Raw genomic sequence first — 25,277 nt, forward strand, 5'->3', positions numbered from 1 at the left:
GCACGCCCTTTTCCACTGGTCTTCACCGCCACAATGAAAGCAATTCGCAATATTTGATACGCCACCCGCTTTCCCGCTGCCCGCCGACCCCGCATTCAAATAATCGCCTTAACGGATTCGAACTAGGCGTATACACGCGTTCCGGCACGACGAAGCCCCGTCGCACGCCGATATAAGCGCTGCGACATGCGCTGCATGCTCTTCCCCCAATGGGACGTGATGGGCGGTTCGCCTAACCTTCGCTACGGCAAAGCACACGTGACGGGGTCGACCACACCACGCGTCGTACGACGCGACACACTCGCGATCGTTTCGATTCGCGCGTGACGACACGGATCACGCGTCATTCGTCCCCACGACGTTGCCGATAATCCCAACCAGATTCGAGACACCCTGACGACGGTTCGCTACGGGCCGTTTCAGCATGCTGATAAAGGAGCAAGCTCATGAGTGATACCCCGGTGCAGCCGACGGTCGGCGTCGGCGCGGAAGAAACTGACTTTGGCACCAAGGGAGTCATCGACCGGTACTTCGGCATTTCGTCGCGCGGCAGCACGCAGCGCCGCGAAATCATTGCCGGCGTGACCACGTTCCTCGCGATGGTCTATTCCGTGTTCGTCGTGCCCGGCATGTTCGGCAAGGCCGGCTTCGACACGAGCGCCGTGTTCGTCGCGGTCTGCCTCACCACCGCGTTCGGCTCGCTGCTGATGGGCCTGTGGGCGAAGCTGCCGATCGCGATCGGCTGCGCGATCTCGCTGACCGCGTTCACCGCGTTCGGCCTCGTGCTCGGCAAGGGGCTGCATCCGACGGTCGCGCTCGGCGCCGTGTTCCTGATGGGCCTCGTGTTCACGGGCATCTCGGTCACCGGCGTGCGTTCGTGGATCCTGCGCAACCTGCCCGCGGGCGTCGCGCACGGCACCGGCATCGGCATCGGCCTGTTCCTGCTGCTGATCGCGTCGAACGACGTCGGCCTCGTGATCAAGAACCCGGGCGCCGGGCTGCCGGTTTCGCTCGGCCAGATCACCGCGCTCCCGGTCATCATGTCGGTCGTCGGCCTCGCCGCGATCTTCGGCCTCGAAAAACGTCGCGTGCCGGGCGGCATCCTGCTCGTCGTGATCGCGATCTCGGTGTTCGGCCTCGTGTTCGACCCGGCCGTGAAGTACCACGGCATCTTCGCGCTGCCGTCGCTGAGCGCACCGGGCCATGCGTCGCTGATCGGCGCGATGGACATCAAGGGCGCGCTGTCGATGGCCGTGCTGCCGAGCGTGCTGGCGCTGGTGATGACCGCCGTGTTCGACGCGACCGGCACGATCCGGGCGGTCGCCGGGCAGGCCGGCCAGCTCGACGAGAACGGCCGCATCATCAACGGCGGCCGCGCGCTGACCGCCGATTCGCTCAGCTCGATCTTCTCCGGCTTCCTCGGCGGTGCGCCGGCGGCGGCCTACATCGAGTCGAGCGTCGGCGTGGCCGCGGGCGCGAAGACGGGCCTCGCGGCAGCCGTGGTCGGCCTGCTGTTCCTCGTCGTGATGTTCTTCTCGCCGCTCGCGGGCCTCGTGCCGTCGTACGCCACGGCCCCCGCGCTGATGTACGTCGGCCTGCTGATGCTCGGCAGCGTGAGCAAGCTGCACATGGACGACATGGTCGATGCGATGTCGGGCCTCGTGTGCGCCGTGTTCATCGTGCTGACCGCAAACATCGTGACGGGCATCATGCTCGGCTTCTCGACGCTCGTGATCGGCCGCATTGCGAGCGGCGAATTCCGCAAGCTCAACGTCGGCACCGTGCTGATCGCGGCCGTGCTCGTCACGTTCTACCTCGGCGGCTGGGCAATCTGACCGCGGATCATGCGCGACGTCGCCTGCAGAAGGACGGCGCGCATCGGGACGACAACGTCTCCTCCACCATCATCGTTGATGGTCTCCAGGCCTGGGAACGCGAGTTTCCAGGCCTTTTTTGTCGGTGCGGCGCGATCGGCGAAGCAGCCCGGAATCGGCGCGACGCGAATCCGCGCCCAGTGCTACGATCGCATTTTGCCTTCAGGAGCCGCCATGAACGCGTTCGGCATCGTCTCCGAATCGAGCACCCGGACCTCGGCGCGCAAGCCGCCGTTCATCCCGTCGTTCGGCTTCCACGAAGTGCATGAATCGCAGCCGATCGATGCCGAGCCGGCCCGCATCATGGCCGCGGTCGCGTCGCTCGACATGCGCGCCGATCCGGTCATCGATGCACTGATGACGGTGCGCGAATTCCCGGCGGCCGTCGTCGACACGCTCCGCAACGGGCCGGCCCGAAGCGGACGCGAGCGTTTCGGTTTCCACGCATTCACGCTGCTTCACCGCGACGACACGTCGCTGTCGCTCGGTCTCGTCGGACGCTTCTGGCGCCCGACGCCCGACGTGCGCACCATCGCCGACGCAATGGCCTTCGTCCGCCACGACGACCCGCGCGACGCGAAGCTGGTGCTGCGGTTCGAGGTCGTCGGGCGGGCATCGGGTGCGCACATCCTGCGCACCGAAACCTTCATCCACTGCCCGACCGCACAGACGCGCTTGCTGTTCACGCCGTACTGGCTCGCGATCCGGCTGGGGAGCGGCTGGATCCGTCGCCGCATGCTGGCGACGGTCGAAACGGCGCTGGCGTAGGTCGACGCATCAGAACGGCTTGATCACGACCAGCCCGACGACGATCCCCGTCGCGACCACGACAGCGCCCGCTGCGTGACCGAGCCATTGTGCGGGCACGACGACGAGATCGTCGCGCTCCATGCGCCGCAGCGTGCCGGCCAGCATCCCGTGCAGCGCCGACAGTGCGGTGACGACCGCGAGCTTCACCGACAGCCACGCGGCGCCGAACCAGTGTCCGCTCAGCGCGATCGCAAGCCCCGTGATCCAGACGAGCGCGAGCGCGGGCGCCGTCACCGAGCGATCCCAGCGCCGCACCGCGCGATGCACGGCGAGGTTGGCGATACGGACGCCGACGGACAACATCAGCAGCCCGCCGACGAACATGACGACGGCGACGACATGCGCGGCCTTGAGCAACAGGTAGATCATTGCGCGTGCCTCCTGCGCGCGATCCATCCGGCGCTCGCCAGCCCCGCAAACGGCACGACGGCCGACAGCACGAGCCGCGCGACGTCGCCCTTGCTCCACAACCCGCTCGACGCGGTGCCGACGACCGCCCACACGTACATCGCGAAAGCGATGCCGTGAATCGGGCCCATGATCGATACCGCAGCCGGATAACCGGCCAGATGCTTGAGCGGCACCGCGATGCACACCAGCACGACGAGCGTGGTGGCCTCCAGCAGCGACAGGTACTGCAGGTTGCGCAACGCATTGCGATCGTCTTGTTTCATCGATGGGCCCCGAACGTTGGTCAGCCGCAATTATGGCGTGTGGTACGGACCCGATCCATTGGCTAGAATGCCATCTTTAAACGGATTCTGGCCACGGCCTCGAACGCCATGCATACGGTCGCCGTCCTCGCTTTGCCCGATGTCGTCCCGTTCGATCTGGGCGTCGCATGCGACACGTTCGCGCGCGTGCGGTCGCCCGGCGTCGAGCCCGCCTACCGCGTGCGCGTGTGCAGCGAGCAGGCGCGCGTCGCCGGCGAGCTGTTCGAACTGCGGCCCGCGTTTCGTCTCGATGCGCTCGCCGACGCCGACACGATCGTCGTCCCCGGCACGTCCGTGCCGCTCGCGCCCACGTCGCGCCGCGTGATCGCGGCGCTGCGCGCGGCGGCCACGCGCGGTTGCCGGATCGCGTCGATCTGCAGCGGTGCGTTCGTGCTCGCGGAAGCCGGGCTGCTCGACGGCCTGCGCGCGACGACGCACTGGCTGGCGGCCGGCGAACTCGCGCGCCGCTACCCGAATGTGACGGTCGACCCGAACGTGCTGTTCATCGACAACGGTCAGATCCTGACGTCGGCCGGCGCAGCGGCCGGCCTCGATCTGTGCCTGCACATGATCCAGGCCGACTACGGCGCGGCGGTCGCCGTCGATGCCGCACGCTATGCGGTCGCGCCGCGCGTCCGCGAAGGCGGGCAGGCGCAGTTCATCGCGCCGGAATGGCCGGCCGGCACCGACGGGCTGCAAAGCCTGATGGACTGGCTGCAGGCCAACCTGCGCAAGCCGCTCACGCTCGACGCGATGGCCCGCAAGGCGTCGACGAGCGTGCGCACGCTGACACGGCGCTTTCAGGAACAGACGGGCACGTCGCCGCGGCAATGGCTGCAGACCGCGCGCGTCAGGCATGCGCAGCAGTTGCTCGAAGTCACGGAGTTGTCGATCGAACATGTGGCAACGGAGGCCGGGTTCGGTTCGGTCACCGCGTTTCGCGAGCGGTTCGCGCGTGTCGTCGGCACGTCGCCACAGCGCTATCGCCACGCGTTCCGCGCGCGGTCCGGCGCATGACGCGCGCTGCGCATCGGCACCCGATGCTTCGACCCGACGACGTGAACCCATGCGCTCACGATCGTCAGGATCGCTACCGAAAACCGTCGCCACCCCGCCTCGCCCGCCCAAGCCACCCATTCGCGCCAACCGGACCCGACCGATGACCCGCATCCGCAATCCCCTGAACATCGCGCAGCTCCAGGCGTTCGTGTCCGCCGCGCATCACAAGAGCCTGCGCGCCGCCGCGCGCGAACTCGGCGTCACGCAGCCCGCGATCACGCACACGATCCGCGAACTCGAAACGGCGCTCAACGCGGAGCTGCTCGCGCGCAGCGTGCGCGGCGTCGAACTGACCGCCTGCGGCCATGCGCTACTGCCGCGCGCCGAGCAGTTGCTCGGCGACATCCGCCGCACGGTCGAGGCCGTCGAGCAGGTGAAAGGCGAGATGTCGGGGCGCGTCGCGGTCGGCACGATGCCGTCGATCGCGCTGACAGCGCTGCCGCACGCGGTGACGGCGTTCCGCCGGTCGATGCCGAACGTCAGCCTGCATCTCGAGGAAGTGACGGTGCCCGACGCGCTCGCGCAGTTGCGCAACGGCACGCTCGACATCGCTGCGATGCACCATGTGCCCGCGCTCGATCGCGACTTCACGCAATCGCCGCTGCTGTCCACCGAATTCACCGTCGTGATGCGCGAAGGCCACCCGCTCGCGCATGCACGCCGTTTAGAGGAACTGCTCGACGCCGAGTGGATCGTCACCGTCGGCGCCGAACAGTTTCCGCACAGCGTGATGGTCGGGATGTTCGAGGCGCGCGGGCTGCCGCTGCCGAAACGCCTGCTGAGATCGCCGATGTCGTTCGCGGTGACGCTCGGGCTCGTCGCACGCTCGGACGTGATCGGCTGCTTCACGCGCCCGCTCGCCGCGATGGTCGCGCCGCTCGGCATCCGCACGGCCGAACTCGACGAAAGCATGCCGCGCTTCGACCTGTCGATCATCGCGCGACGCGACCTGCTGCCCACGCCCGCCGTTTCGCAATTCGTCACGTGCCTGCAGCGGGCGGTCAACGAAACGCTCGGCTGAATCGTTCCTGTGTCTGAAACGGCGGCGCACCCGACGCGCCGCCGCCGGGCCCGGTATCGGGGCTTGTCCTAGGCGCCCTGCCGGTATTTTGTCTTGATAATCTCCGCACGTCGCGCGCCCGCATCGGGCGGGCGAAACGGACAGTCCGGCGCGAAGCCGTGCCGGACCGAAGGCTTACGGCGCGGCACAACCGCGCACCCATCGAACAAAACGAGGAGTCACCGAGTGAAAAAGATTCTTGCGGCTGTGACCGTGGCCCTGCTCGCCGTATCGGCCGGCAGCGCATACGCGAAGGACTGGACGACCGTGCGGTTTGGCGTCGACGCAAGCTACCCGCCTTTCGAATCGAAAGGCCCTGACGGCAAGGTAGTCGGCTTCGACGTCGACCTCGGCAACGAAATCTGCCGCCGCATGAACGCGAAGTGCGTGTGGATCGAAAACGACTTCGACGGGATGATCCCGGCGCTGAAGGCCCGCAAGTTCGACGGCGTGCTGTCGTCGATGTCGATGACGCCGGCGCGTCAGGAACAGATCGCGTTCTCGGCGAAGCTGTTCAACACGCCGACGCGCCTCGTCGCGAAGAAGGGCGCGGGCCTGCTGCCGACGGCCGAATCGCTGAAGGGCAAGTCGATCGGCGTCGAGCAGGGCACGATCCAGGAAACCTACGCGAAGACCTACTGGGCGGCGAAGGACGTGAAGGTCGTCCCGTACCAGAACCAGGACCAGGTCTATGCCGACCTGATCGCGGGCCGCCTGGACGGCGCGCTGCAGGACGCGGTGCAGGCCGAGATCGGCTTCCTGAAGACGCCGCGCGGTGCGGGCTTCGATTTCGCCGGCAAGGATATCGACGATCCGAAGACGCTCGGCAACGGCGCCGGCATCGGCCTGCGCAAGGAAGACGCCGACCTGAAGGCGAAGATCGACGGCGCGATCGCCGGCATGCGCAAGGACGGCACGTACGACAAGATCGCGAAGAAGTACTTCGATTTCGACGTCTACGGCAAGTAATACGGCAAGCCAGCGAGCAATTCGCTGCGACGCAAACGGGCTCCGCAAGGAGCCCGTTTTTTTTGCGCGCGGCGCCCGAGACGTTATTTTTTCCACGCCAACCCGATGATTCTCAAGGAGAAACTGCGTGCTCCGGTACCGGTTTGATGGCGGCGACGCAGGCAACGTACAATCGATCTTCCACGCACACCGGATCATTCGCGGCTGCGCCGCACTCCCCTCATCATGCAAACGCAGACCCATCCGCTGATTTCCCCCGCCGTCGGCACCGAACGCCAGATCACGAGCTTCCACTACGGCCCGCGCGGCGGCAAGAAGGTCTACATCCAGTCGTCGCTGCACGCGGACGAACTGCCCGGCATGCTGGTCGCCACGCTGCTGCGCCGCAAGATCGCCGCGCTCGAGACGGCCGGCAAGCTGCGCGGCGAAGTGGTCATCGTGCCCGTGCCGAACCCGATCGGCCTGTCGCAACACGTGTTCGGCGATCATCTCGGCCGCTTCGAGCTCGGCTCGATGCAGAACTTCAACCGCAATTTCTACGATCTCGCGGCACTCGTGCTGCCGCGCGTCGAAAGCCGGCTCACGAACGACGCGCAGCGCAACCTCGTCGCCGTGCGCGCCGCGATGCGCGAAGCGCTCGACGAGCAGAAGCCGCGCACCGAGCTCGACTCGCAGCGCCTCGCGCTGCAGAAGCTGTCGTTCGACGCCGATATCGTGCTCGACCTGCATTGCGACAGCGATGCGGTGATGCACCTCTATACGAATCCCGATCTGTGGCCGGACGTCGAGCCGCTGTCGCGCTACCTCGACGCGCAGGCGTCGCTGCTCGCGCTGAATTCGGTCGGCAACCCGTTCGACGAGATCCACAGCTTCTGCTGGTCGGACCTGCGCAACCGCTTCGGCGACCGCTTCCCGATCCCGAACGGCGCGATTTCCGTCACGGTGGAACTGCGCAGCGAACGCGACGTGTCGTACGAGTTCGCCGAAAAGGACGCGCAGGCGATCGTCGAATACCTGACCGAGCGCGGCGTCGTCGACGGCACGCCGGCGCCGCTGCCGCCGCTCGCGCACCCGGCCACGCCGCTCGCGGGCACCGATCCGCTCGTCGCGCCGGTGTCGGGCGTGATCGTGTTCCGCACGCCGGTCGGCGCGATGATCGAGGCCGGCCAGGAAGTGGCCGACATCGTCGATCCGCTGACCGATCGTGTCGTCACGCTGAAGAGCAGCGTGTCGGGCGTGCTGTACGCGCGCCAGATCGTGCGCTTCGCGACGGCCGGCATGGAGGTCGCGCGGATTGCCGGCGCGACCGCGATCCGCACGGGTTCGCTGCTGTCGGCCTGAGCGCCGGCCCGCGCGCCGGGTAACGGCGCGCATCGGCATGCATCGACGTGCATCGACACGCATCAACGAAATCGCCCGCTTGCGCGGGCGATTTGCTTTCCGATATGCCCGGCGATCCGGCCGGGCGGCGACACGCGTGAACGTTCAGAACGCCGGCACGATCGCGCCGCCGAACTTCTGGTCGATGAACTTGCGCACGTCGTCCGATTCATAGGCCGCGACGAGCTTCTTCACCCACGGCTTGTCCTTGTCCTGCGCACGCACCGCGATCAGGTTCGCGTACGGCCCGCGCAGATCCTCGATCGCGATCGCATCCTTCACCGGCGTGAGCCCCGCCTTCACCGCGTAGTCGGTGTTGATCGACGCGGCATCGACATCGGGCAGCGCGCGCGGCAACTGCGCGGCGTCCAGTTCGACGATCCTGATCTTCTTCGGATTCTCGGCGACGTCGAGCGGCGTCGCGTTCACGCCGTTCGTGCCGGCGCCCGGTTTCAGCTTGATCACCCCGTATTTCTGCAGCAGCAGGAGCGCGCGGTTGCCGTTCGACGGATCGTTCTGGATCCCGACCTTCGCGCCCGCCGGCAAGTCCTTCAGCGACTTGATCTTGTTCGAGTAGAAGCCCATCGGCGCCGTATAGGTCAGCCCGACGTTGACGATCCTGTAGCCGCGCTGCTTGATCTGGCTGTCGAGGAACGGCTGGTGCTGGAAGCCGTTCGCGTCGAGGTCGCCCGAATCGAGCGCCGCGTTCGGCTGCACGTAGTCGTTGAATTCGATGACCTTGATCGCGAGCCCTTCGCGCGCGGCCACTTTCGTCACTTCGGTCCAGATCTGCGCGTCGGGGCCGCTCATCGTGCCGATCTTCAGCGTTTGCGGGTCGGCGTGCGCGCCGGGCGCCGCGAATGCCAGCGCCGCGGCGAGCGCGCCGAGGCCGGTCAGGATCGAACGTCGCATGGTGTCCTCTTGTCCCGTGTCGTTGTTGAAGCACGGATCGTGGCACGGGGCCCGAACAGCACCAACCAAGCTTATTTCATGTGCATATTCCTGATCCCGATCGAATCTCAGCCGAATTCGGTATAACCCCCGATAGCGCAACCGGGCAGAATCCAGTGTCGCATTGGCACCACATATTCGTCATATGACAGTCGCTGTCATATTCATTACGTGGCCCGCCGATAAAGTTGCCGCCGGTACGTGAAAGCGCCCAGAGAGAGCGCCTGAACCGCAACTGGACACGCCTTTTATTCGCTCGGAGAATCCTTTGAACAAGAAACTGTTGACCATCGCCGCTCTCGCAGCAACGGCCGGCACCGCACATGCACAAAGCAGCGTGACCCTGTACGGCGTCATCGATGCCGGTATCAGCTACGTGAACCACAGCAAGACCGCCACCGGCGGCTCGAGCAAGCTGTTCAAGTACGACGACGGCGTTGCCCAGGGCAGCCGTTGGGGCCTGCGCGGCACCGAAGACCTCGGTGGCGGCCTGAAGGCGATCTTCGTGCTCGAAAACGGCTTCAACAGCGGCAACGGCACGATCGGCCAGGGCGGCGCGATCTTCGGTCGCCAGGCTTACGTCGGCCTGAGCCAGTCGCAATACGGCACGGTCACGTTCGGCCGTCAGTACTCGTTCTCGACCGACATCCTCGGCTCGAACTACTCGACGGGCGGCAACACGGTCGCGGGTAACTACGCGTACCACGTGAACGACATCGACCAGCTCACGTCGAGCCGCATCAACAACTCGGTGAAGTTCCAGAGCGCGAACTACGCCGGCTTCACGTTCGGCGCGTTGTACGGCTTCTCGAACTCGACCGACTTCGCTGGCGCACCGGCCACGACGACGGGCACGACGACGACGGCAGGCTCGTCGCGCGCATACAGCTTCGGCCTGAACTACGCGAACGGCCCGTTCTCGCTCGGCGCTGCCTACACGGACATCCGCTTCCCGAGCCAGTCGACGCCGGCATTCTCGACGTCGATCGCGAACCTCGCGCTGACCAACATCCGCGATCTGCGCACGTACGGCGTCGGTGGCCGCTACGTGTTCGGCCCGGCAACGGCATGGCTGCTCTGGACGCGCACGCAGTTCACCCCGATCGCGAACGGCGCGTCGGGCACGTTCTACAACGCGTATGAAGCAGGCGTGAAGTATGCGATCACGCCGGCCCTGTCGGCAGCAGCCGGCTACACGTACACGAATGCCACGCAAAGCGGCAGCTCGGCGCACTGGAACCAGGGCAACCTGGGCCTCGACTACGCGCTCAGCAAGCGTACGGACGTGTACGGCCTGGTCGTCTACCAGAAGGCGTCGGGCAACAACGTGCAGGCGCAGATCGGTTCGAGCACGAGCTACTTCAACACGTCGGGCAACGGTTCGTCGAACCAGCTCGCCGCTCGCGTCGGTATCCGTCACAAGTTCTAAAGCATCCGCTTAACTCGCGGATCACGACGGCAAGAAGCGCCCCGCTCCACGCGGGGCGCTTTTTTATGTGCTTTTAAGTTTCGCTTAATTCTGGGCTGAGAGGATGCTCTCACCCCCCCTGTTGGCCGCCTGAGCATCGGCGGCTTTTTTTTTAATACCGACGGCACCGCCATCGATTGCCCACAAGACAGGATCGGAGGCCATGATGATCGAAGATACCGTTTTCAGCCATCTGCACGCGATTCTGACGTGCCAACACTCGCTGCCGGTCCAGAGCTGCCGCGTATCGGTGGAAATGCAGCGCCCGTGGGGCCGCCCGTACCGGCTCGTCGAATGGACGATGCATCTCGACGCGCCCGCGCGGCGCCAGATCGTGCCGGCCGAATCGACCGACGAAGAGATCGCCGAGGTCGTCGCATCGCACGTGCCGGGCCGGCTTTACGGCGACGGCCGGCTGCAGTTCTGAACGCCTCCCTGCTTCACCCGCTTCCCGTATTCAGGCCGCCCCGCACGCATCGTGCGGCAGTCGGTCTCGTTTGACGCGGCAACGAAACCTGCTACGCTGCGCGTTTTCGTCCACGCACCACACGATGGAAAACGCATTCAACGAACGCGGCGTCATGATCACGCGCAACGGCCTGTCCGCCGCCGGGCAGGTATTCGCACTGCGTGACATCCGCCACGTCGACGTCGTCAAGATTCCGAAGAACCGCCTCGTTCCGTCGCTGATCTCGCTGATCGGCGCGGCCGCCGCCATCGCAGGCGGCGTCGGCGCATCGAGCGCCGCACTCGTCGTCGGCGTGATGCTCGTCGTCGTCGGTTACCTCTCGTGGGCCACGCAGGACGTCACGTATCGCCTGATGGTCGAGATGCCCGACGGCAAGCGCGAAGCGCTGTCGAGCGTCGACGCCGCGTTCGTCGAACGCGTCGCGCAGGTCGTGCGCGATGCACAGGCCGCGACGGCTGCCGGCTGATTCCGTTCGGATCCCTGCACGCTTCGGTTCGCGGTCTGCGGATGCGCGCAGCGCGTTTCGGCTCGCGCGGCGCACCGCTACGTCAGGCCGACGCACCTTCACCGAATCCGCTTCCCGCGTCATCATCGCGAGCCCCGCGCCTGCGCTGCGTACGCCGACCGCCTAGTATGGAAAGAGCGGCCCGCCGCCGCATCGTCCGAGGAGGTCGGCATGAACGTTCAATTGCTGTCCGGCACGCTTCGCGCGCAGGAACTGCTGCTCGTATCGATGATCCGCGCGCTTCCCCTTGACGAACGCCGCGCGCTCGTCGACCTCTACACTGAACAGATCGCGTTCGCCGAGCAGGCGGGCCTCGAAAGCCACAGCGATCGCGCGACGCACGATGCGTTCATCGCGCATGCCCGTAACCTGCTGATCCGCATCGAAGCGCTCGCGTAGCGCTCGCGCGCCGACACGCTTCTCGCGAATTTCCCGCCGTGGCTCGCCCGAGCCGCGCAGGTGAGCGCTCACCCACACGGGCCGCGCCTCATCCTTGTATTGATAATAATTCTCATTTACACTGGTAAAGTTATCAGTTGCCTTTCAATTCTCCGTTCGCCGCCTGTCGTGCGCGGACGGGCCAGCCAGGTGAACGCGTCACCCAGCCAGCCTTCGGGCTTGTTTTCGTCAATGGGAGACCACCTGTGCATTGCTATCCGCTGGCGCGGCGGCCAATCTGCGCCGCGCTGTTCGGCGCGTTCGGCCTGTCCGCCGCCCCGGCTCACGCCGATTCGTCGCCGCAAGGCGCCACTCCGCCTCCTGCCGCCATCGTCGCCGCGTCCACGCGCGGCCGTGCGGCGCTGCTCGACCCCGTCACCGTCACGGCCACCCGCACCGCCACCGCTGCGAGCCGCACGGCGGCGTCGGTGTCGGTGATCACCGACGAGGATCTCGAGGAACAGCAGGCCACCAACATCAAGGATGCATTGCGCTACGAGCCGGGCATCACGGTGCGCCGCACCGCGTACCGGCCCGGCAGCGCCGCGCTCGGCGGCGGCCGCGACGGCGATTCGAGCATCAACATCCGCGGCCTCGAAGGCAATCGCGTGCTGCTGATGGAAGACGGCATCCGCCTGCCGAACGCGTTCTCGTTCGGTCCGCTCGAAGCAGGCCGCGGCGACTACGCCGATCTCGACACGCTCAAGCGCATCGAGATCCTGCGCGGGCCGGCCTCCGCGCTCTACGGCAGCGACGGCCTGACCGGCGCGGTGAACTTCATCACGAAGGATCCGCGCGACCTGCTGTCGATCTACGACAAGCCCTATTACTTCTCGTTCCGGCCGAGCTACGACTCGGCCGATCGCAGCATCGGCGCGACCGTGTCGGCCGCGGGCGGCAACGACCGCGTGCAGGGGATGATCATCGCCGACGGTCGGCGCGGCCACGAGGTCGACACGCGCGGCAGCAACAACTCGGCGAGCACGCTGCGCACGACGTCGAATCCGCAGGACGTCTATTCCGAATCGCTGCTCGGCAAGCTCGTGCTGACGCCCACCACGCGCGACACGATCAAGTTCACGGCCGAAACGGTGCAGCGGCGCGTGAGCACCGACGTGCTGTCCGCGATCAATCCGCCGGCCACGCTCGGCCTCACGACGAACGACCGGCTCGAGCGCAACCGCTTCAGCGTCGACTACGACTTCCGCGACGACACGTTCCGCTGGTTCCAGACCGCGCACGTGCAGTTCTACTACCAGGACGCGAAGCAGGACCAGTACGCGTTCGAGACGCGCGGCGCGCCGCTGAAATCGCGCTCGCGCGACAACCAGTACAAGGAACGCACGTTCGGCGGCTCCGCGTTTGCCGAAAGCGGCTTCGCGACCGGCCCGCTCGCGCACAAGCTGCTCTATGGCGTCGACGGCAGCCTGTCGCGTGTGACGAACCTGCGCGACGGCACGGTGCCGGGCGTCGGCGAAGCGTTCCCGAACAAGGCGTTCCCCGACACCGACTACACGCTGTTCGGCGCATTCGTGCAAGACCAGATCGGCTACGGCCGCCTGCTCGTCACGCCCGGCCTGCGCTTCGACACGTACCGGCTGAGCCCGACCGGGAACGATCCGCTGTTCACCGGCAAGGCCGTGTCGACGAGCGCGAACGAACTGTCGCCGCGCATCTCGGTGCTCTACGAGATCACGCCCGCGCTGATTCCGTACGTGCAGTACGCGCACGGCTTCCGCGCGCCGACCCCCGACCAGGTGAACAGCAGCTTCTCGAACCCGGTGTACGGCTACACGTCGATCGGCAATCCGAACCTGAAGCCCGAGACGAGCGACACGTTCGAAGCCGGCCTGCGCGGCAAGGCCGGCACGGGCTACGGCGTCGTGCGCTACAGCGCGGCCGCATTCACGGGTCGCTACCGCAACTTCATCTCGCGCACGACGATCGCCGGCAGCGGCCGGCCGGCCGACCCGTTCGTGTTCCAGTACGTGAACTTCGCCGACGCACGCATCCACGGCCTCGAAGGCCGCGCCGAATGGGCGATGCCGAACGGCATCACGCTGAAGACGGCGATGGCGTTCACGAAGGGCTCGACGCAGAACAACGGCGCGGCCAGCCAGCCGCTCAACACGGTCAACCCGTTCTCCGCCGTGTTCGGCGTGCGCTACGAGCCGGGCGAGCGCTGGTTCGTGCAGACCGACCTGCTGTTCCAGGCCGCGAAACGCGACAAGGACATCGACAAGTCCGACTGTTCGAACAAGGCGTGCTTCGCGCCGCCGTCGTCGTTCGTCGTCGACCTGCGCGGCGGCTACCGCTTCAACAAACATGTGAGCGCAACGATCGGCATCCGCAACCTGTTCGACCGCAAGTACTGGAACTGGTCGGACGTGCGCGGCATCGCGGCCGATTCGCAGGTGCTCGATGCGTATACGTCGTCCGGTCGCACGGTCGCCGTCAGCATGAAAGTGGATTTCTGATGCGCGCCCCCCGCGCTACCACCCCAACCGTTTCTTGAAGGAGTCCGACATGATGCAATCCGCCCTTCCCGGTCAACCGGCCGGCCCGGCCCGTGCGGCCGCCGCATTGCGCGACGCGTTCATCAAGCTCAAGACCGAGCGCCAGTTGCGCAACCGCGACGTCGCGCAGGCGCTCGGCGTCAGCGAAGGCGAGGCGCTCGCCGCGTTCGTCGGCGAGCACGTCGTGCGCCTCGACGCGCGCTTTCCGGCGATGTTCGAGGAAATGCCGCGCCTCGGCCGCGTGATGGCGCTCACGCGCAACGACACGGCCGTCCACGAAAAGGACGGCGAATATGCGCAGATGAGCCATGACGGCCCCGTCGGCCTCGCACTCGGCGACATCGACCTGCGGATCTTCTATCGTCACTGGGTGTCGGCGTTCGCGGTGCGCGACGAGACCGCGCACGGCCCGCTGAAGAGCCTGCAGTTCTTCGACGCGCAGGGCCACGCGATCCACAAGGTCTACCTGCGTGCGCACAGCGACCACGCCGCGTACGACGCGTTCGTCGAACGCTGGCGCGCGCCGTCGCAGGAGCCGGGCCTCGACGTCGCGCCCGCCGCGCCGAAGACACCCGAACGCGCCGACACCGAGATCGACGTCGCAGGCTTCCGTGCCGCGTGGAATGCGATGACCGATACGCATCAGTTCTTCGGCATCACGCAGCGCTTCGGCGTGAGCCGCATGCAGGCGCTGCGCCTCGCCGATCCGCAATACGCGTATCCGGTCGAAACCGCGCATGCGCTGCGCCACGTGCTCGAACGGGCCGCGCAGAGCGGCCAGCCGATCATGGTGTTCGTCGGCAATGCGGGAATGATCCAGATCCATACGGGCCCCGTCGCGAACGTGCGCGAGGTCGGCGCCTGGATCAACGTGCTCGACCCGGGCTTCAACCTGCACGTGCGCGAGGACCTGATCGCCGCCGCATGGGTCGTGAAGAAGCCGACGAGCGACGGCATCGTCACGTCGCTCGAGCTGTTCGACCGGCAGGGCGACCACGTCGCGCTGCTGTTCGGCGAGCGCAAGCCCGGCAAGGTCGAACGCGACGACTGGCGCGCGCTCGTCGCGACGCTGCCGCCGGCCGCACGCGGGGGCGCGCGGTGAGCGCGCGGTCGTTCGATCCGCGGCGCCGCGCAGTGCTGGCGGGCGCGGCAGCCGGCGCGCTCGCAGGCGCGCTGCCGGGCAGCGTGCTCGCGCAAGCTGCGCAGGCCGCGCCGAAACGCGTGGTCGTGATCGGCGGCGCGCTCGCGGAAACCGCGTTCGCGCTCGGCGGCGCCGAGACGCCCCGCTACCGGCTCGTCGGCGCCGACACGACGTGCACCTACCCGGACGCCGCAAAGCGCCTGCCGAAAGTCGGCTACCAGCGCGCGCTGTCGGCCGAGGGGCTGCTGTCGCTGCGGCCCGATCTCGTGCTCGCATCCGCGGAAGCCGGCCCGCCCGCTGCGATCGCGCAGGTGAAAGGCGCCGGCGTCGCGGTGACGACGTTCGACGAACGCCATGATGTCGAATCGGTGCGCGCGAAGATCACCGGCGTCGCGCAGGCGCTCGATGTGCGCGACGCAGGCACCGCGCTGCTGCAGCGCTTCGATCGCGACTGGCAGGCCGCGCGTGACGCGGTCGCCGCGCGCGCGCCCGGCGGTGCGCAACCGCCGCGCGTGCTGTTCGTGCTGAACCATACCGGCAACCAGGCACTCGTCGCCGGCCAGCGCACGGCCGCCGACGCGATGATCCGCTACGCGGGCGCACGCAACGCGATGCAGGGCTTCGACCACTACAAGCCGCTGACGACCGAGGCGCTCGCGGCCGCCGCGCCCGACGTCGTGCTGATCTCCGACGAAGGGCTCGCGGCCGTCGGCGGCCGCGCCGCGCTGCTCGCGACGCCCGGCTTCGGCGCGACGCCGGCCGGCCGCGCGCAGCGCGTCGTGTCGCTCGACGCGCTGTTCCTGCTCGGGTTCGGCCCGCGCCTGCCGCTCGCCGTCACGACCCTGCACCGACGCCTGTCGGATGCGCTCGCCTGATTCCGGACTGTCCCGATGCCCGCTCACGCTTCGCCTTTCCCCGCGCCGTCGCCGGCATCGCGCTCCGGCGCCGCCCGCGTCGGCACGTCGCGCCGCTTCGCACCGTTCGCGCTGGCCGCGCTCGCGTGCCTCGTGTGCACGATGTCCGTCGTCGCGCTATGCGTCGGCGCGTACCGCATTCCGCTCGCGGAGGCATGGGCCGCGCTGACCGGCGACGCAACCGCGCAGCAGGCACGCGCGGTGCTGCTCGACATCCGCGCGCCGCGTGTCGCGCTCGCGCTGCTGGTCGGCGGCGGCTTCGGCGCGACCGGCGCCGCGATGCAGGCGCTGTTCCGCAATCCGCTCGCCGATCCGGGGCTCGTCGGCGTGTCGAGCGGCGCCGCACTCGGCGCGACGACGATAATCGTGCTCGGCCCCGCGCTCTTTGCCGCGCACGTGAGCGCGGCCGCATTGCCCGTCGCCGCCTTCGCGGGCGCGCTCGCGGTCGCGGCGCTCGTCTACCGGCTCGCCGCATCGCGCGGCCGGCTCGCGCTGCCGCTGCTGCTGCTCGCGGGCATCGCGATCAACGCGCTGGTCGGCGCGGCGATCGGGCTGCTCACGTTCGTCGCCGACGACGCGCAGTTGCGCTCGCTGACCTTCTGGAGCCTCGGCAGCCTCGGCGGCGCGCAGTGGTCCGCGCTGGCGGCCGTTGCGCCGTGCGTCGCGATCGGCTGCATGCTGCTCGCACGCGAACGCGATGCACTGAACGCGCTGCAGCTCGGCGAAACCGAGGCGCTGCATCTCGGCGTGCCGGTGCAGCGGCTGAAGCGGCGCGTGCTCGTCGCGGTCGCGCTCGCGGTCGGCGCGCTCGTGTCGTGCGCGGGCATCATCGGCTTCATCGGGCTCGTCGCGCCGCATTGCGTGCGGCTCGCGTGCGGCCCCGACCAGCGCGTCGTGCTGCCCGGCGCCGCGCTGCTCGGCGCGTTGCTGACGCTCGCCGCCGATCTCGCCGCGCGCACGATCGCCGCGCCCGCCGAAATCCCGCTCGGCGTGCTGACCGCGCTGCTCGGCGCGCCGTTCTTCCTCGCGCTGCTGTGGAAAAGCCGCGGCGCGCTCGGCTAGTGCCTGTTCCCGCTAATGACGGGCGTGCGCTGGCCCCACGAATGATTTTTTCCGATCAGCGGAACGTGCCTTCTCGCCCGCATTGCGGCGACGTTCGTCGTTGCAATGGCTACGGCTATTGCGCCTCCTCTCTCCTTGCCCTGCGGGCGAAAAGGTACGTTCGCAAGCCCGTTATTAGCGGGAACAGGCCCTAACCCTTCCTTCACGACGACCATGCTGACCGCCCACCATCTCGACGTCGCGCGCCGACACAACGCCATCCTTCGCGACCTGTCGCTGTCGATCGAGCCCGGCCGCGTGACCGCGCTGCTCGGCCGCAACGGCACAGGCAAGAGCACGCTGCTGAAGACTTTCGCCGGCGAGCTGACCGGCAGCATCGCGCCGAACGGCGTGCGCGTGACCGGCGACATCACGCTGAACGGCGAACCGCTCGCGCGCATCGACGCGCCAAGGCTTGCGTGCCTGCGCGCGGTGCTGCCGCAGGCCGCGCAACCGGCCTTCCCGTTCAGCGTCGACGAAATCGTGTTGCTCGGCCGCTATCCGCATGCGCGGCGCAGCGGCGCGACGTCGCACCGCGATCGCGACATCGCGTGGCGCGCGCTCGAACGCGCGGGCGCCGACACGCTCGTCGGCCGCGATGTCACGACGCTGTCGGGCGGTGAACTCGCACGCGTGCAGTTTGCGCGCGTGCTCGCGCAGCTGTGGCCGGACGATGACGACGGTATCGCAAGCGGCCCGCGCTACCTGCTGCTCGACGAACCGACCGCCGCGCTCGATCTCGCGCATCAGCACCGCCTGCTCGATACCGTGCGCGCGGTCGCACGCGAATGGCGGCTCGGCGTCCTCGCGATCGTCCACGATCCGAACCTCGCCGCACGGCACGCGGATACGATCGCGATGCTCGCCGACGGCACGATCGTCGCGCACGGCACGCCGCGCGACGTGATGACGCCCGCGCATATCGCGCAGTGCTACGGATTCGCGGTGAAGATGGTGGACACCGGCGACGGTACGCCGCCGGTGATGGTGCCGGCGTAACGCAGACGCGTACGGCACGGTCGTCGTGTCGCTCGATGTCCTGCCCTGCCGTCAACAGCGACTTTCATCCGACATCATTCGCTCATCGCCTTCGAGGAGATCTACATGCCGCTTCCGATGACCCGCATCATCCTGTACGTCCGCGACGTCGCGTTGCTGAAGGCGTTCTACCAACGGTATTTCGACCTGCCCGTCATCGAGGAAATCGACGGTGAATGGGTCGTGCTCGACGCGGGCGCGGTCGAACTTGCGCTGCATCTGGCAGGCCCGGCGTTTCGCCGGGCAGCCTCGTCCGCGCTCGAGAATGCCGACGCCAGCACCGTGAAGCTCGTCTTCTCCATCGACGCCGATATCGACGCGCATCGCGACCGGCTCGCCCGCGATGGTGTGACCGTGCGCGATCTCAAGCGCTACGACGGCTTCGCGTACCGGATGGTTGACGGCCTCGATCCGGAGGGCAATGTCTTTCAGGTCATGCAGCCGGACTGAATGTCGGCGCGCGGGTCGCGTTCAATGCTCGACATCCGCCGCGCCGAAAGTCCGCATCTTCCACCCGAGCCGCACGGCCAGCATCCGCATCGAGAATCCGGCCGCCAGCGCAACTACCGTCGCGAAACCCGCATCGATACCGAGATGCTGGAGCCCGACATACAGCGTGCCCGTGACGAACGCGACGCTCGCGTACAGCTCCTCGCGCAGGATCAGCGGCATCTCGTTGCACAGCAGGTCGCGCAGCATTCCGCCGCACACGCCCGTGATCGCGCCGGCCAGCACGACGATGATCGGCGCCGTGCCGGTCGACGCGCCGATGTCGCAGCCGATGATCGTGAATGCCGCGAGGCCGATCGCGTCGACGGTGACGAACAGCGTCTTCATCCGCGCGACATGCCTGGCGACCCACGATGCGACGGTCGCCGCGACGAGCGTGATCACGAGGTATTCGGGATGCGCGATCCAGCCGAGCGGGTAGTGGCCGAGCAGCACGTCGCGCACGGTGCCGCCGCCGAGCGCCGTCACCGCGCCGACGAGCGCGAGCCCGAAGCGGTCCATCCCGCGGCGCATGCCCATCAGCGCCCCCGACATCGCTTCCGCGACGATCGCAATCAGATAGAGCGTATGCATGGCGCGCGTCAGTCGTCGGTCCGGAACAGGTCGAGCACGCGTTCGCGCTCGGCCGCATCGACCGCGGCGGGCATCGGCGCGTCGGGCTTGCCGTTGCCGGCAGGCGCGTCCGCCGCGTCCTGCACCGCCGCGCCGCCGCATGCAAAACGGCTGCGGATGTACGGCGGCACGTCGGCCGTGCACGAGCCGCGCGTGTATTCGGCGTAGACGAAGTCGCCGTCGACCAGCGCGACGTCCTGCGGCGGCGAAGCATCGACCGGCGTGCGCCCGTCGACGGCCGTCTTCATGTAGTCGAGCCAGACCGGCAGCGCCAGCGTTGCGCCGGTCGCGCGCCCCATCGGGCGCGGCGTGTCGTAACCGAGCCACGCGACCGCGACGATGCCCGACGAGTAGCCGGCGAACCATACGTCCTTCGAGCCGTTCGACGTGCCCGTCTTGCCGGCCGCGTCGTCGCGGCGCAGCGCGAGCGCGCCGCGCGCGGTGCCGGCCCGCACGACGTCTCGCAGCATGCTGTCCATCACGAACGCGTTGCGCGCCGACACGACGCGCTCGCCTGCCGGCGCGGTCGCCTCGTACATCGCGCCGCCGTGACGCTGCTTCACCGACAGGATCAGGCGCGGCTCCATTCGCGTCCCGCCGTTCGCGAACACGCCGTACGCGCTCGCGAGCTCGAGCGGCGTCACCGCGCCAGCGCCGAGCGCGAGCGGCAGCGATGCCGGATTGCGCTGCGCGTCGAAGCCGAAGTGCACCGCGTGCTGCTGCACGTAGCGCGCGTCGGTGGCCTGCATCAGGCTGACCGCGACCAGGTTCTTCGAGCGCACGAGCCCGCGCCGCACCGGGATGAAACCCTCGTAGCGGTTGCCGAAATTGCGCGGACGCCACGGCCGCGCGCCGGTTTCCTCGCGGGTAAGCGTGCGCTGCGTATCGTCGACGAGCACGCCCGGGAAGTAACCCTTCTCCAGCGCCGCCGAATAGACGAACGGCTTGAAGCTCGAGCCCGGCTGGCGGTACGCCTGCAGCGCATGGTCGAACACGTTGCGGTTGAAATCCGCGCCGCCGACGAGCGCGAGCATGTCGCCGGTGGCCGCATCGAGCGACACGAGCGCGCCTTCGAGCCCGTTGCGCGCATCGCGCTTCGCGCGTGGCTGCCGGCTCAGCGTGCGCTCGAGCGCGGCTTCGGCCGCGCGCTGGTCGCGCATCGAGACCGTCGTCGTCACGTCGAGGCCGAGCGTATAGGCGTCGTCGTGAAAACGCTCGACCATCATGCGGCGCGCGCGCTCGGCGACGTACGGCGCGGCGACGATCCCGGGCGGCGGCGTGGTCGCCAGCGCGATCGGCGCGTCGACGGCCGCGCGGTACGTCGCGTCGTCGAGCTGGCCGAGCGCATGCATCCGGCCGAGCACATAGTTGCGCCGCGCGGTCGCGCGCGCCGGATTGACGACCGGGTTGAACGCGGACGGCGCCTTCGGCAGCCCCGCGAGCACGGCTGCCTCGCCCGCGCTCAGCGCGTCGAGCGGCTTGCCGAAGTACACGTTCGCGGCGGCCGCGAAACCGTACGCTCGCTCGCCCAGGTAGATCTCGTTCATGTACAGCTCGAGCAGCTTGTCCTTGCTGTACTCGCGTTCGAGCTTGGCGGCCATCAGGATCTCGGCGAGCTTGCGGCTCAGCACCTTGTCGCGCGTCAGGTAGAAGTTGCGCGCGACCTGCATCGTGATCGTGCTGCCGCCCTGCCCCGGCTGCCCCGTCACGACGTTCGCGAACGTCGCGCGCGCGAGGCCGCCGACATCGACCGCGCCGTGCTGGTAGAACTTCGCGTCCTCCGCGGCGAGCAGCGCGTGCCGCATCAGCGGCGGAATGCGTTCGAGCGGCACGAACTCGCGCCGCTCGACGCCGTATTCGGCCAGCAAGTCGCCGTCGCGCGAGAAGATCCGCAGCGGCAGCGCGGGACGATAGACGGCCAGGTCCTCGACGGACGGCAACTGCGTCCAGATGCGCTGGATCGTCCATGCGCCGATGCCCGCGCACGCGAGCGTCAGGCCGAGCAGCGCGCCCGCGAGCGTGCGCCACACGCGTCGGCGGCGCGGCGGCGCGGGTTGCGGCGGAGGGGATGCGGTGTGGTCGGTCATGTCGGGCTCCTTCTTCGATGCCGCGACCGCCGGTGCGCAAGAGGCGCCGACCGGTCACGGAAGGCGCGCATTGTCGAAGGGATGGCGCGAAACCGGAACATTCTTTAGCCAAAGTTTGGCCGGCTAAATTTTATTTAGGAAAGCGCGCCGGGCCGTTCACGTGTCTCGCGTCGGGCGCGTGCCTGATCAACGTCGCGCGCGGTGATACAGGTCGCGCCAACCGATCGGCTGGCATGCCGCAGGCGATCACGTGACGGGTGCCCGACCGGATCTTGCGGCCGCGGGGATGAAGGGAAGCAGGGAAGTCGTTCAGGGCACGTCGCCGCCGACGGGAAGCGACGAGCGAAGCGCGGGGAAACCCGAGCGGGAATGCGCGGCGCGAGCGAGGCCCGGCGGCCGTTGCTGCACCGCTTCCACGCGTGAACCCCATCCGGCCCGATATCGCGCCGGATTGCGCCTATTATGAAATCTCGGCTCATCGGCCGCGCGTGATCCGGCGTTTCGGCAGCCGCGCGCGATCGCGGGTTCGGCAGACCGATCGGCAAACGAGGGAGTCGTCATGGCAGACCCACATGATCCACAGCGCCGTCACCTGATGCAGGCCGCCGCCGCTGGCGGCCTGCTGGCCGTCGGCGCAAGCTGGCATCGCCGCGCATGCGCGGCCGACGCGGTCACGCTGCCGTTCGAGAACGGGCTGCGCGAGCTGACCCACGACTTTCCGCAAAAAGGCGAAATGCTGCTGGTGCGCGTCCGCCCCCCGCTGCTCGAAACGCCTTTCTCCGTGTTCGATGACGGCGTGTTCACGCCGAACGACCGGTTCTTCGTGCGCTGGCACCTCGCCGACATCCCGGCGCGGATCGACGCCGGCGCGTTCCGGCTCGCCGTGCACGGGCTCGTGGACCGCCCGCTCGAACTGAGCCTGCGCGACCTCATGAGCGGCTTTCCGCGCGTCGAAGTCGCCGCCGTCAATCAGTGCGCCGGCAATTCGCGCGGCTTCTTCAAGCCGCGCGTCGCCGGCGGCGAATGGGGCAACGGTGCAATGGGCAACGCGCGCTGGACCGGCGTGCGGCTCAAGGACATCCTCGATCGGGCGGGCGTGAAGGCGGGCGCGGTGCAGGTCCGCTTCAACGGCCTGGACAAGGGCGTGCTGCCCGCCACGCCGGCCTTCATCAAGGCGCTCGACGTCGACCGCGCGCGGGACGGCGAGGTGATCGTCGCGTTCGGGATGAACGGGCAGCCGCTGCCGCTGCTCAACGGCTTCCCGCTGCGCCTCGTCGTGCCGGGCTGGTATTCGACGTACTGGGTGAAGATGCTGAACGACATCGAGGTCATCGACCGGCGCGACGACAATTTCTGGATGGCGAAGGCCTATCAGATTCCCGACACGCCGCACGCGAGCATTCAGCCCGGGCAGGCCGGCGTCAAGACCGTGCCGATCAGCCGGATGGTGCCGCGATCGTTCATCACCAACCTCGACGACGGCGCCGTGATCGCGCTGGACCGGCCGCAGACGGTCCGGGGCATCGCGTTCGGCGGCGACACGGGCGTGCGCAAGGTGCTGTTCTCGCATGATGGCGGCGCGTCCTGGGCGACGGCGCGCCTCGGGAAGGACTACGGCAAGTACAGCTTGCGCCGCTGGGAAGCGCAGTTCACGCCGCACCGCGCCGGACAGGCCGTGTTGCAGGTCAAGGCGATCAACGACGGCGGCGTCGAGCAGCCGGACACGCCGAACTGGAACCCGGCCGGCTACATGCGCAACGTGGTCGAAACGACGCATGTAGTCGTCGCGTGAGGAGCCGATCATGATGAAGACGTGTGCCGCGATCCTGCTCGCAGCGGCGACCTGCGCGGGAAGCGCAGCGATGGCGGAAACGGGCAAGACGGCGCGCGCCGCGCCGACCGGAACGGTCGAGGTCGCGTTGCCCGGCGATACGCAGAAGTTTCCGCCCGGCCCGGGCGCCGATCTCGCGAACCTGCATTGCCTGATCTGCCATTCGGTCGACATGGTGACCCGACAACCGCCGCTGTCGTTCCAGGAGTGGAAAGCGGAGGTCGTCAAGATGCGCGCGGTCTATGGCGCGCCGTTGCCGCCCGACGCGATCGACGACCTCGCGCGATATCTGACCGCGATCAACGGGAAGCCGTGACGTATCGCAACAGGCGTCGCACGCGCGTAACCGTGACGATCCTGCGCATGCAGAAAGAAGCCGTGCTTGCCTGGATCGATTCCGATCGACGTCACAGTGCCCGTGATGATCTCCCGGAAACGAAACAGCCCGATCAGCGTACGCTGAATCGGGCTGCCTCGGTCAGGCTGACGTGCTCATCAAAGCCCGCCGGCATGCACCGGCGGGCTTTCGCATTCGACTGCTGGCGCGGCGCTTAGCGCGCGGGGTTCAGCGTCAGGTTCATGTGACGGTTCACATCCTTGTACAGCAGGTAGCGGAAGCGGCCGGGGCCACCCGAATAGCACGCCTGCGGGCAGAACGCGCGCAGCCACATGAAGTCGCCCGCTTCCACCTCGACCCAGTCCTGGTTCAGGCGATAGACGGCCTTGCCTTCGAGCACGTACAGGCCGTGCTCCATCACGTGCGTTTCGGCGAACGGAATCACGCCGCCCGGCTCGAACGTGACGATGTTCACGTGCATGTCGTGGCGCATGTCGCTCATGTCGACGAAGCGCGTCGTCACCCACGCGCCGTTGGTGCCCGGCATCGGGGTCGGCTCGACGTCCTGCTCGTTGGTCACGAACGCTTCGGGAAGCGGAATGCCGTCGACGGCCTGGTAGTGCTTGCGGACCCAGTGGAACCGCACCGCGGCATCGCTGACGTTGTGCAGCGTCCAGTCCGCGCCCGGCGGAATGAATGCATAGCCGCCCGGCTTCAGCACGTGCTTCGTGCCCTGCAGCGTCAGCTCGGCTTCGCCTTCGACGACGAACAGCACGGCTTCGGCGTTCTTGTCCTGCTCCGGTTTGTCGCTGCCGCCGCCCGGATTCACTTCGACGATGTACTGCGAGAAGGTTTCGGCGAAACCCGACAGCGGGCGGGCGATCACCCACAGGCGCGTGTTCGTCCAGAACGGCAGCCAGCTCGTGACGATGTCGCGCATCACACCCTTCGGGATCACCGCGTACGCCTCGGTGAACATCGCCCGATCGGTCAGCAGATCGGTCTGCGGCGGGTGGCCGCCATGCGGCGCGTAATACGTTGTCTTAGACATATTGCATCCAGGCAATGGGTTGGTCCGGCCCCGGGCGCCAACGGCATCGGGCGGCACGCCTGCGCGTGGGGCACGCATGCGGCGGCGGGACATCGTTGCCGGGGTGGCTTGAAAGCGCATGCGCCTTCGTTCGGTCGGCCAGGCTTCGCGACGGATCCGTCCGGTTGATCGGACGCGGCGACCCATGCTGGTGGGTCCGGCGGCCGGGCCGCGGCGCTCGCGATCATGCTGCGAGGCGAGACGCGGCGGACGGCTCGGTTCGATTCCGTACGCGGGCGTCGTTGACGATAGCGAAGTCGTTCGCAATCGACCAATTAAATGTTGCGATGGTATCCATTCGATTTCCCACTACCCGCCGACGCCCGCGATACGCGGAGAAGCGGCGTGACGCGGCAGCCTGCGTATCAGGGAAATCCTGACGGCCGGCGCATTGCGGACGGGCA

Annotated in this window: 24 protein-coding genes; 18 read left to right on the top strand and 6 right to left on the bottom strand. The window is 67.9% G+C overall.

Annotated elements, in window-relative coordinates:
- The first annotated feature begins 446 nt into the window (after positions 1-446).
- Positions 447-1,835: an NCS2 family permease gene (locus tag LXM88_RS28735; protein WP_262546545.1), complete on the top strand. Its 1,389-nt coding sequence runs from the start codon at positions 447-449 to the stop codon at positions 1,833-1,835.
- A 213-nt stretch (positions 1,836-2,048) separates the two neighbouring features.
- Complete coding sequence (locus LXM88_RS28740) at positions 2,049-2,642, top strand: hypothetical protein (RefSeq protein WP_262546957.1); 594 nt, start codon at positions 2,049-2,051, stop codon at positions 2,640-2,642.
- 9 nt (positions 2,643-2,651) lie between these two features.
- Here LXM88_RS28740 and LXM88_RS28745 read toward each other — a convergent pair whose 3' ends face one another.
- Both LXM88_RS28745 and LXM88_RS28750 read right to left on the bottom strand, forming a co-directional pair.
- Complete coding sequence (locus LXM88_RS28745) at positions 2,652-3,053, bottom strand: CopD family protein (protein ID WP_262546546.1); 402 nt, start codon at positions 3,051-3,053, stop codon at positions 2,652-2,654.
- Entirely contained in the window at positions 3,050-3,358 is a 309-nt protein-coding gene (locus LXM88_RS28750) for a DUF3817 domain-containing protein (RefSeq protein ID WP_262546548.1), read from the bottom strand. The genes LXM88_RS28745 and LXM88_RS28750 overlap by 4 nt, the downstream gene beginning before the upstream one ends.
- Before the next feature lie 108 nt (positions 3,359-3,466).
- Between LXM88_RS28750 and LXM88_RS28755 the strand changes: the two genes are divergently transcribed.
- The 4 genes from LXM88_RS28755 (at position 3,467) to LXM88_RS28770 (ending at position 7,826) form a co-directional block, all read left to right on the top strand.
- Complete coding sequence (locus LXM88_RS28755) at positions 3,467-4,414, top strand: GlxA family transcriptional regulator (RefSeq protein ID WP_262546551.1); 948 nt, start codon at positions 3,467-3,469, stop codon at positions 4,412-4,414.
- A 142-nt stretch (positions 4,415-4,556) separates the two neighbouring features.
- The gene (locus tag LXM88_RS28760) at positions 4,557-5,477 is read left to right on the top strand and encodes a LysR substrate-binding domain-containing protein (RefSeq protein ID WP_262546552.1); all 921 of its coding nucleotides are present in this window, start codon (positions 4,557-4,559) and stop codon (positions 5,475-5,477) included.
- Positions 5,478-5,702: 225 nt separating this feature from the next.
- A complete protein-coding gene (locus tag LXM88_RS28765; RefSeq protein ID WP_262546555.1) occupies positions 5,703-6,485 on the top strand; it encodes an ABC transporter substrate-binding protein in 783 nt (260 codons plus the stop codon).
- A 225-nt stretch (positions 6,486-6,710) separates the two neighbouring features.
- Entirely contained in the window at positions 6,711-7,826 is a 1,116-nt protein-coding gene (locus tag LXM88_RS28770; RefSeq protein WP_262546557.1) for a succinylglutamate desuccinylase/aspartoacylase family protein, read from the top strand.
- Positions 7,827-7,970: 144 nt separating this feature from the next.
- On the opposite strand, the gene LXM88_RS28775 is transcribed toward LXM88_RS28770, so the two are convergent.
- Positions 7,971-8,777, bottom strand: coding sequence for a MetQ/NlpA family ABC transporter substrate-binding protein (locus LXM88_RS28775; RefSeq protein ID WP_262546559.1), 807 nt, complete (start codon positions 8,775-8,777; stop codon positions 7,971-7,973).
- A 307-nt stretch (positions 8,778-9,084) separates the two neighbouring features.
- Between LXM88_RS28775 and LXM88_RS28780 the strand changes: the two genes are divergently transcribed.
- The 10 genes from LXM88_RS28780 to LXM88_RS28825 all read left to right on the top strand — a co-directional run bounded on the left by LXM88_RS28780 (position 9,085) and on the right by LXM88_RS28825 (position 18,856).
- The gene (locus LXM88_RS28780; protein WP_262546561.1) at positions 9,085-10,245 is read left to right on the top strand and encodes a porin; all 1,161 of its coding nucleotides are present in this window, start codon (positions 9,085-9,087) and stop codon (positions 10,243-10,245) included.
- 205 nt (positions 10,246-10,450) lie between these two features.
- Positions 10,451-10,711, top strand: coding sequence for a DUF2866 domain-containing protein (locus tag LXM88_RS28785; protein ID WP_011548992.1), 261 nt, complete (start codon positions 10,451-10,453; stop codon positions 10,709-10,711).
- A gap of 124 nt (positions 10,712-10,835) precedes the next feature.
- Positions 10,836-11,219: a DUF6232 family protein gene (locus tag LXM88_RS28790; protein ID WP_262546563.1), complete on the top strand. Its 384-nt coding sequence runs from the start codon at positions 10,836-10,838 to the stop codon at positions 11,217-11,219.
- A gap of 210 nt (positions 11,220-11,429) precedes the next feature.
- Complete coding sequence (locus LXM88_RS28795; protein WP_262546564.1) at positions 11,430-11,657, top strand: hypothetical protein; 228 nt, start codon at positions 11,430-11,432, stop codon at positions 11,655-11,657.
- Positions 11,658-11,902: 245 nt separating this feature from the next.
- Positions 11,903-14,173 (top strand): TonB-dependent hemoglobin/transferrin/lactoferrin family receptor, encoded by a 2,271-nt coding sequence (locus LXM88_RS28800; protein ID WP_262546566.1) that lies wholly within the window; start codon positions 11,903-11,905, stop codon positions 14,171-14,173.
- Between the two features lie 49 nt (positions 14,174-14,222).
- On the top strand, positions 14,223-15,314 hold the full coding sequence (locus LXM88_RS28805) for a hemin-degrading factor (protein WP_262546568.1): 1,092 nt from the start codon (positions 14,223-14,225) through the stop codon (positions 15,312-15,314).
- Positions 15,311-16,228 (top strand): heme/hemin ABC transporter substrate-binding protein, encoded by a 918-nt coding sequence (locus LXM88_RS28810; RefSeq protein WP_262546569.1) that lies wholly within the window; start codon positions 15,311-15,313, stop codon positions 16,226-16,228. The genes LXM88_RS28805 and LXM88_RS28810 overlap by 4 nt, the downstream gene beginning before the upstream one ends.
- A 15-nt stretch (positions 16,229-16,243) precedes the next feature.
- Complete coding sequence (locus LXM88_RS28815) at positions 16,244-17,329, top strand: FecCD family ABC transporter permease (protein WP_262546571.1); 1,086 nt, start codon at positions 16,244-16,246, stop codon at positions 17,327-17,329.
- Positions 17,330-17,542: 213 nt separating this feature from the next.
- Complete coding sequence (locus LXM88_RS28820; protein ID WP_262546572.1) at positions 17,543-18,367, top strand: heme ABC transporter ATP-binding protein; 825 nt, start codon at positions 17,543-17,545, stop codon at positions 18,365-18,367.
- A 105-nt stretch (positions 18,368-18,472) separates the two neighbouring features.
- On the top strand, positions 18,473-18,856 hold the full coding sequence (locus tag LXM88_RS28825) for a VOC family protein (RefSeq protein WP_262546574.1): 384 nt from the start codon (positions 18,473-18,475) through the stop codon (positions 18,854-18,856).
- A gap of 21 nt (positions 18,857-18,877) precedes the next feature.
- Here the strand turns inward: LXM88_RS28825 and LXM88_RS28830 are convergent, their stop codons facing one another.
- Positions 18,878-19,489: a trimeric intracellular cation channel family protein gene (locus LXM88_RS28830; RefSeq protein WP_262546576.1), complete on the bottom strand. Its 612-nt coding sequence runs from the start codon at positions 19,487-19,489 to the stop codon at positions 18,878-18,880.
- A gap of 8 nt (positions 19,490-19,497) precedes the next feature.
- Positions 19,498-21,615, bottom strand: coding sequence for a penicillin-binding protein 1A (locus tag LXM88_RS28835; protein WP_262546577.1), 2,118 nt, complete (start codon positions 21,613-21,615; stop codon positions 19,498-19,500).
- Positions 21,616-22,174: 559 nt separating this feature from the next.
- On the opposite strand from LXM88_RS28835, the gene LXM88_RS28840 reads away from it, so the two are divergent.
- Together LXM88_RS28840 and LXM88_RS28845 are read left to right on the top strand one after the other, a co-directional pair.
- Positions 22,175-23,407 (top strand): molybdopterin-dependent oxidoreductase, encoded by a 1,233-nt coding sequence (locus LXM88_RS28840; RefSeq protein WP_262546579.1) that lies wholly within the window; start codon positions 22,175-22,177, stop codon positions 23,405-23,407.
- 10 nt (positions 23,408-23,417) lie between these two features.
- Entirely contained in the window at positions 23,418-23,762 is a 345-nt protein-coding gene (locus tag LXM88_RS28845) for a cytochrome c (protein ID WP_262546580.1), read from the top strand.
- A gap of 235 nt (positions 23,763-23,997) precedes the next feature.
- Here LXM88_RS28845 and LXM88_RS28850 read toward each other — a convergent pair whose 3' ends face one another.
- A complete protein-coding gene (locus LXM88_RS28850) occupies positions 23,998-24,834 on the bottom strand; it encodes a bifunctional allantoicase/(S)-ureidoglycine aminohydrolase (RefSeq protein ID WP_262546583.1) in 837 nt (278 codons plus the stop codon).
- Positions 24,835-25,277 lie beyond the last annotated feature (443 nt).

This window comes from Burkholderia sp. S-53, assembly GCF_025560745.1.
In the GTDB taxonomy this organism is placed as follows: Bacteria; Pseudomonadota; Gammaproteobacteria; order Burkholderiales; family Burkholderiaceae; genus Burkholderia; species Burkholderia pyrrocinia.

What these genes read in the sequence shown, in the direction of transcription:
- LXM88_RS28825 (WP_262546574.1), top strand. Translation starts at nt 18,473, where the DNA reads ATGCCGCTTCCGATGACCCGCATCATCCTGTACGTCCGCGACGTCGCG.
- LXM88_RS28785 (WP_011548992.1), top strand. Translation starts at nt 10,451, where the DNA reads ATGATCGAAGATACCGTTTTCAGCCATCTGCACGCGATTCTGACGTGC.
- LXM88_RS28845 (WP_262546580.1), top strand. Translation starts at nt 23,418, where the DNA reads ATGATGAAGACGTGTGCCGCGATCCTGCTCGCAGCGGCGACCTGCGCG.
- LXM88_RS28830 (WP_262546576.1), bottom strand. Translation starts at nt 19,489, where the DNA reads ATGCATACGCTCTATCTGATTGCGATCGTCGCGGAAGCGATGTCGGGG.
- LXM88_RS28815 (WP_262546571.1), top strand. Translation starts at nt 16,244, where the DNA reads ATGCCCGCTCACGCTTCGCCTTTCCCCGCGCCGTCGCCGGCATCGCGC.
- LXM88_RS28760 (WP_262546552.1), top strand. Translation starts at nt 4,557, where the DNA reads ATGACCCGCATCCGCAATCCCCTGAACATCGCGCAGCTCCAGGCGTTC.
- LXM88_RS28820 (WP_262546572.1), top strand. Translation starts at nt 17,543, where the DNA reads ATGCTGACCGCCCACCATCTCGACGTCGCGCGCCGACACAACGCCATC.
- LXM88_RS28755 (WP_262546551.1), top strand. Translation starts at nt 3,467, where the DNA reads ATGCATACGGTCGCCGTCCTCGCTTTGCCCGATGTCGTCCCGTTCGAT.
- LXM88_RS28835 (WP_262546577.1), bottom strand. Translation starts at nt 21,615, where the DNA reads ATGACCGACCACACCGCATCCCCTCCGCCGCAACCCGCGCCGCCGCGC.
- LXM88_RS28745 (WP_262546546.1), bottom strand. Translation starts at nt 3,053, where the DNA reads ATGATCTACCTGTTGCTCAAGGCCGCGCATGTCGTCGCCGTCGTCATG.
- LXM88_RS28850 (WP_262546583.1), bottom strand. Translation starts at nt 24,834, where the DNA reads ATGTCTAAGACAACGTATTACGCGCCGCATGGCGGCCACCCGCCGCAG.
- LXM88_RS28805 (WP_262546568.1), top strand. Translation starts at nt 14,223, where the DNA reads ATGATGCAATCCGCCCTTCCCGGTCAACCGGCCGGCCCGGCCCGTGCG.
- LXM88_RS28770 (WP_262546557.1), top strand. Translation starts at nt 6,711, where the DNA reads ATGCAAACGCAGACCCATCCGCTGATTTCCCCCGCCGTCGGCACCGAA.
- LXM88_RS28795 (WP_262546564.1), top strand. Translation starts at nt 11,430, where the DNA reads ATGAACGTTCAATTGCTGTCCGGCACGCTTCGCGCGCAGGAACTGCTG.
- LXM88_RS28735 (WP_262546545.1), top strand. Translation starts at nt 447, where the DNA reads ATGAGTGATACCCCGGTGCAGCCGACGGTCGGCGTCGGCGCGGAAGAA.
- LXM88_RS28740 (WP_262546957.1), top strand. Translation starts at nt 2,049, where the DNA reads ATGAACGCGTTCGGCATCGTCTCCGAATCGAGCACCCGGACCTCGGCG.
- LXM88_RS28840 (WP_262546579.1), top strand. Translation starts at nt 22,175, where the DNA reads ATGGCAGACCCACATGATCCACAGCGCCGTCACCTGATGCAGGCCGCC.
- LXM88_RS28775 (WP_262546559.1), bottom strand. Translation starts at nt 8,777, where the DNA reads ATGCGACGTTCGATCCTGACCGGCCTCGGCGCGCTCGCCGCGGCGCTG.
- LXM88_RS28750 (WP_262546548.1), bottom strand. Translation starts at nt 3,358, where the DNA reads ATGAAACAAGACGATCGCAATGCGTTGCGCAACCTGCAGTACCTGTCG.
- LXM88_RS28790 (WP_262546563.1), top strand. Translation starts at nt 10,836, where the DNA reads ATGGAAAACGCATTCAACGAACGCGGCGTCATGATCACGCGCAACGGC.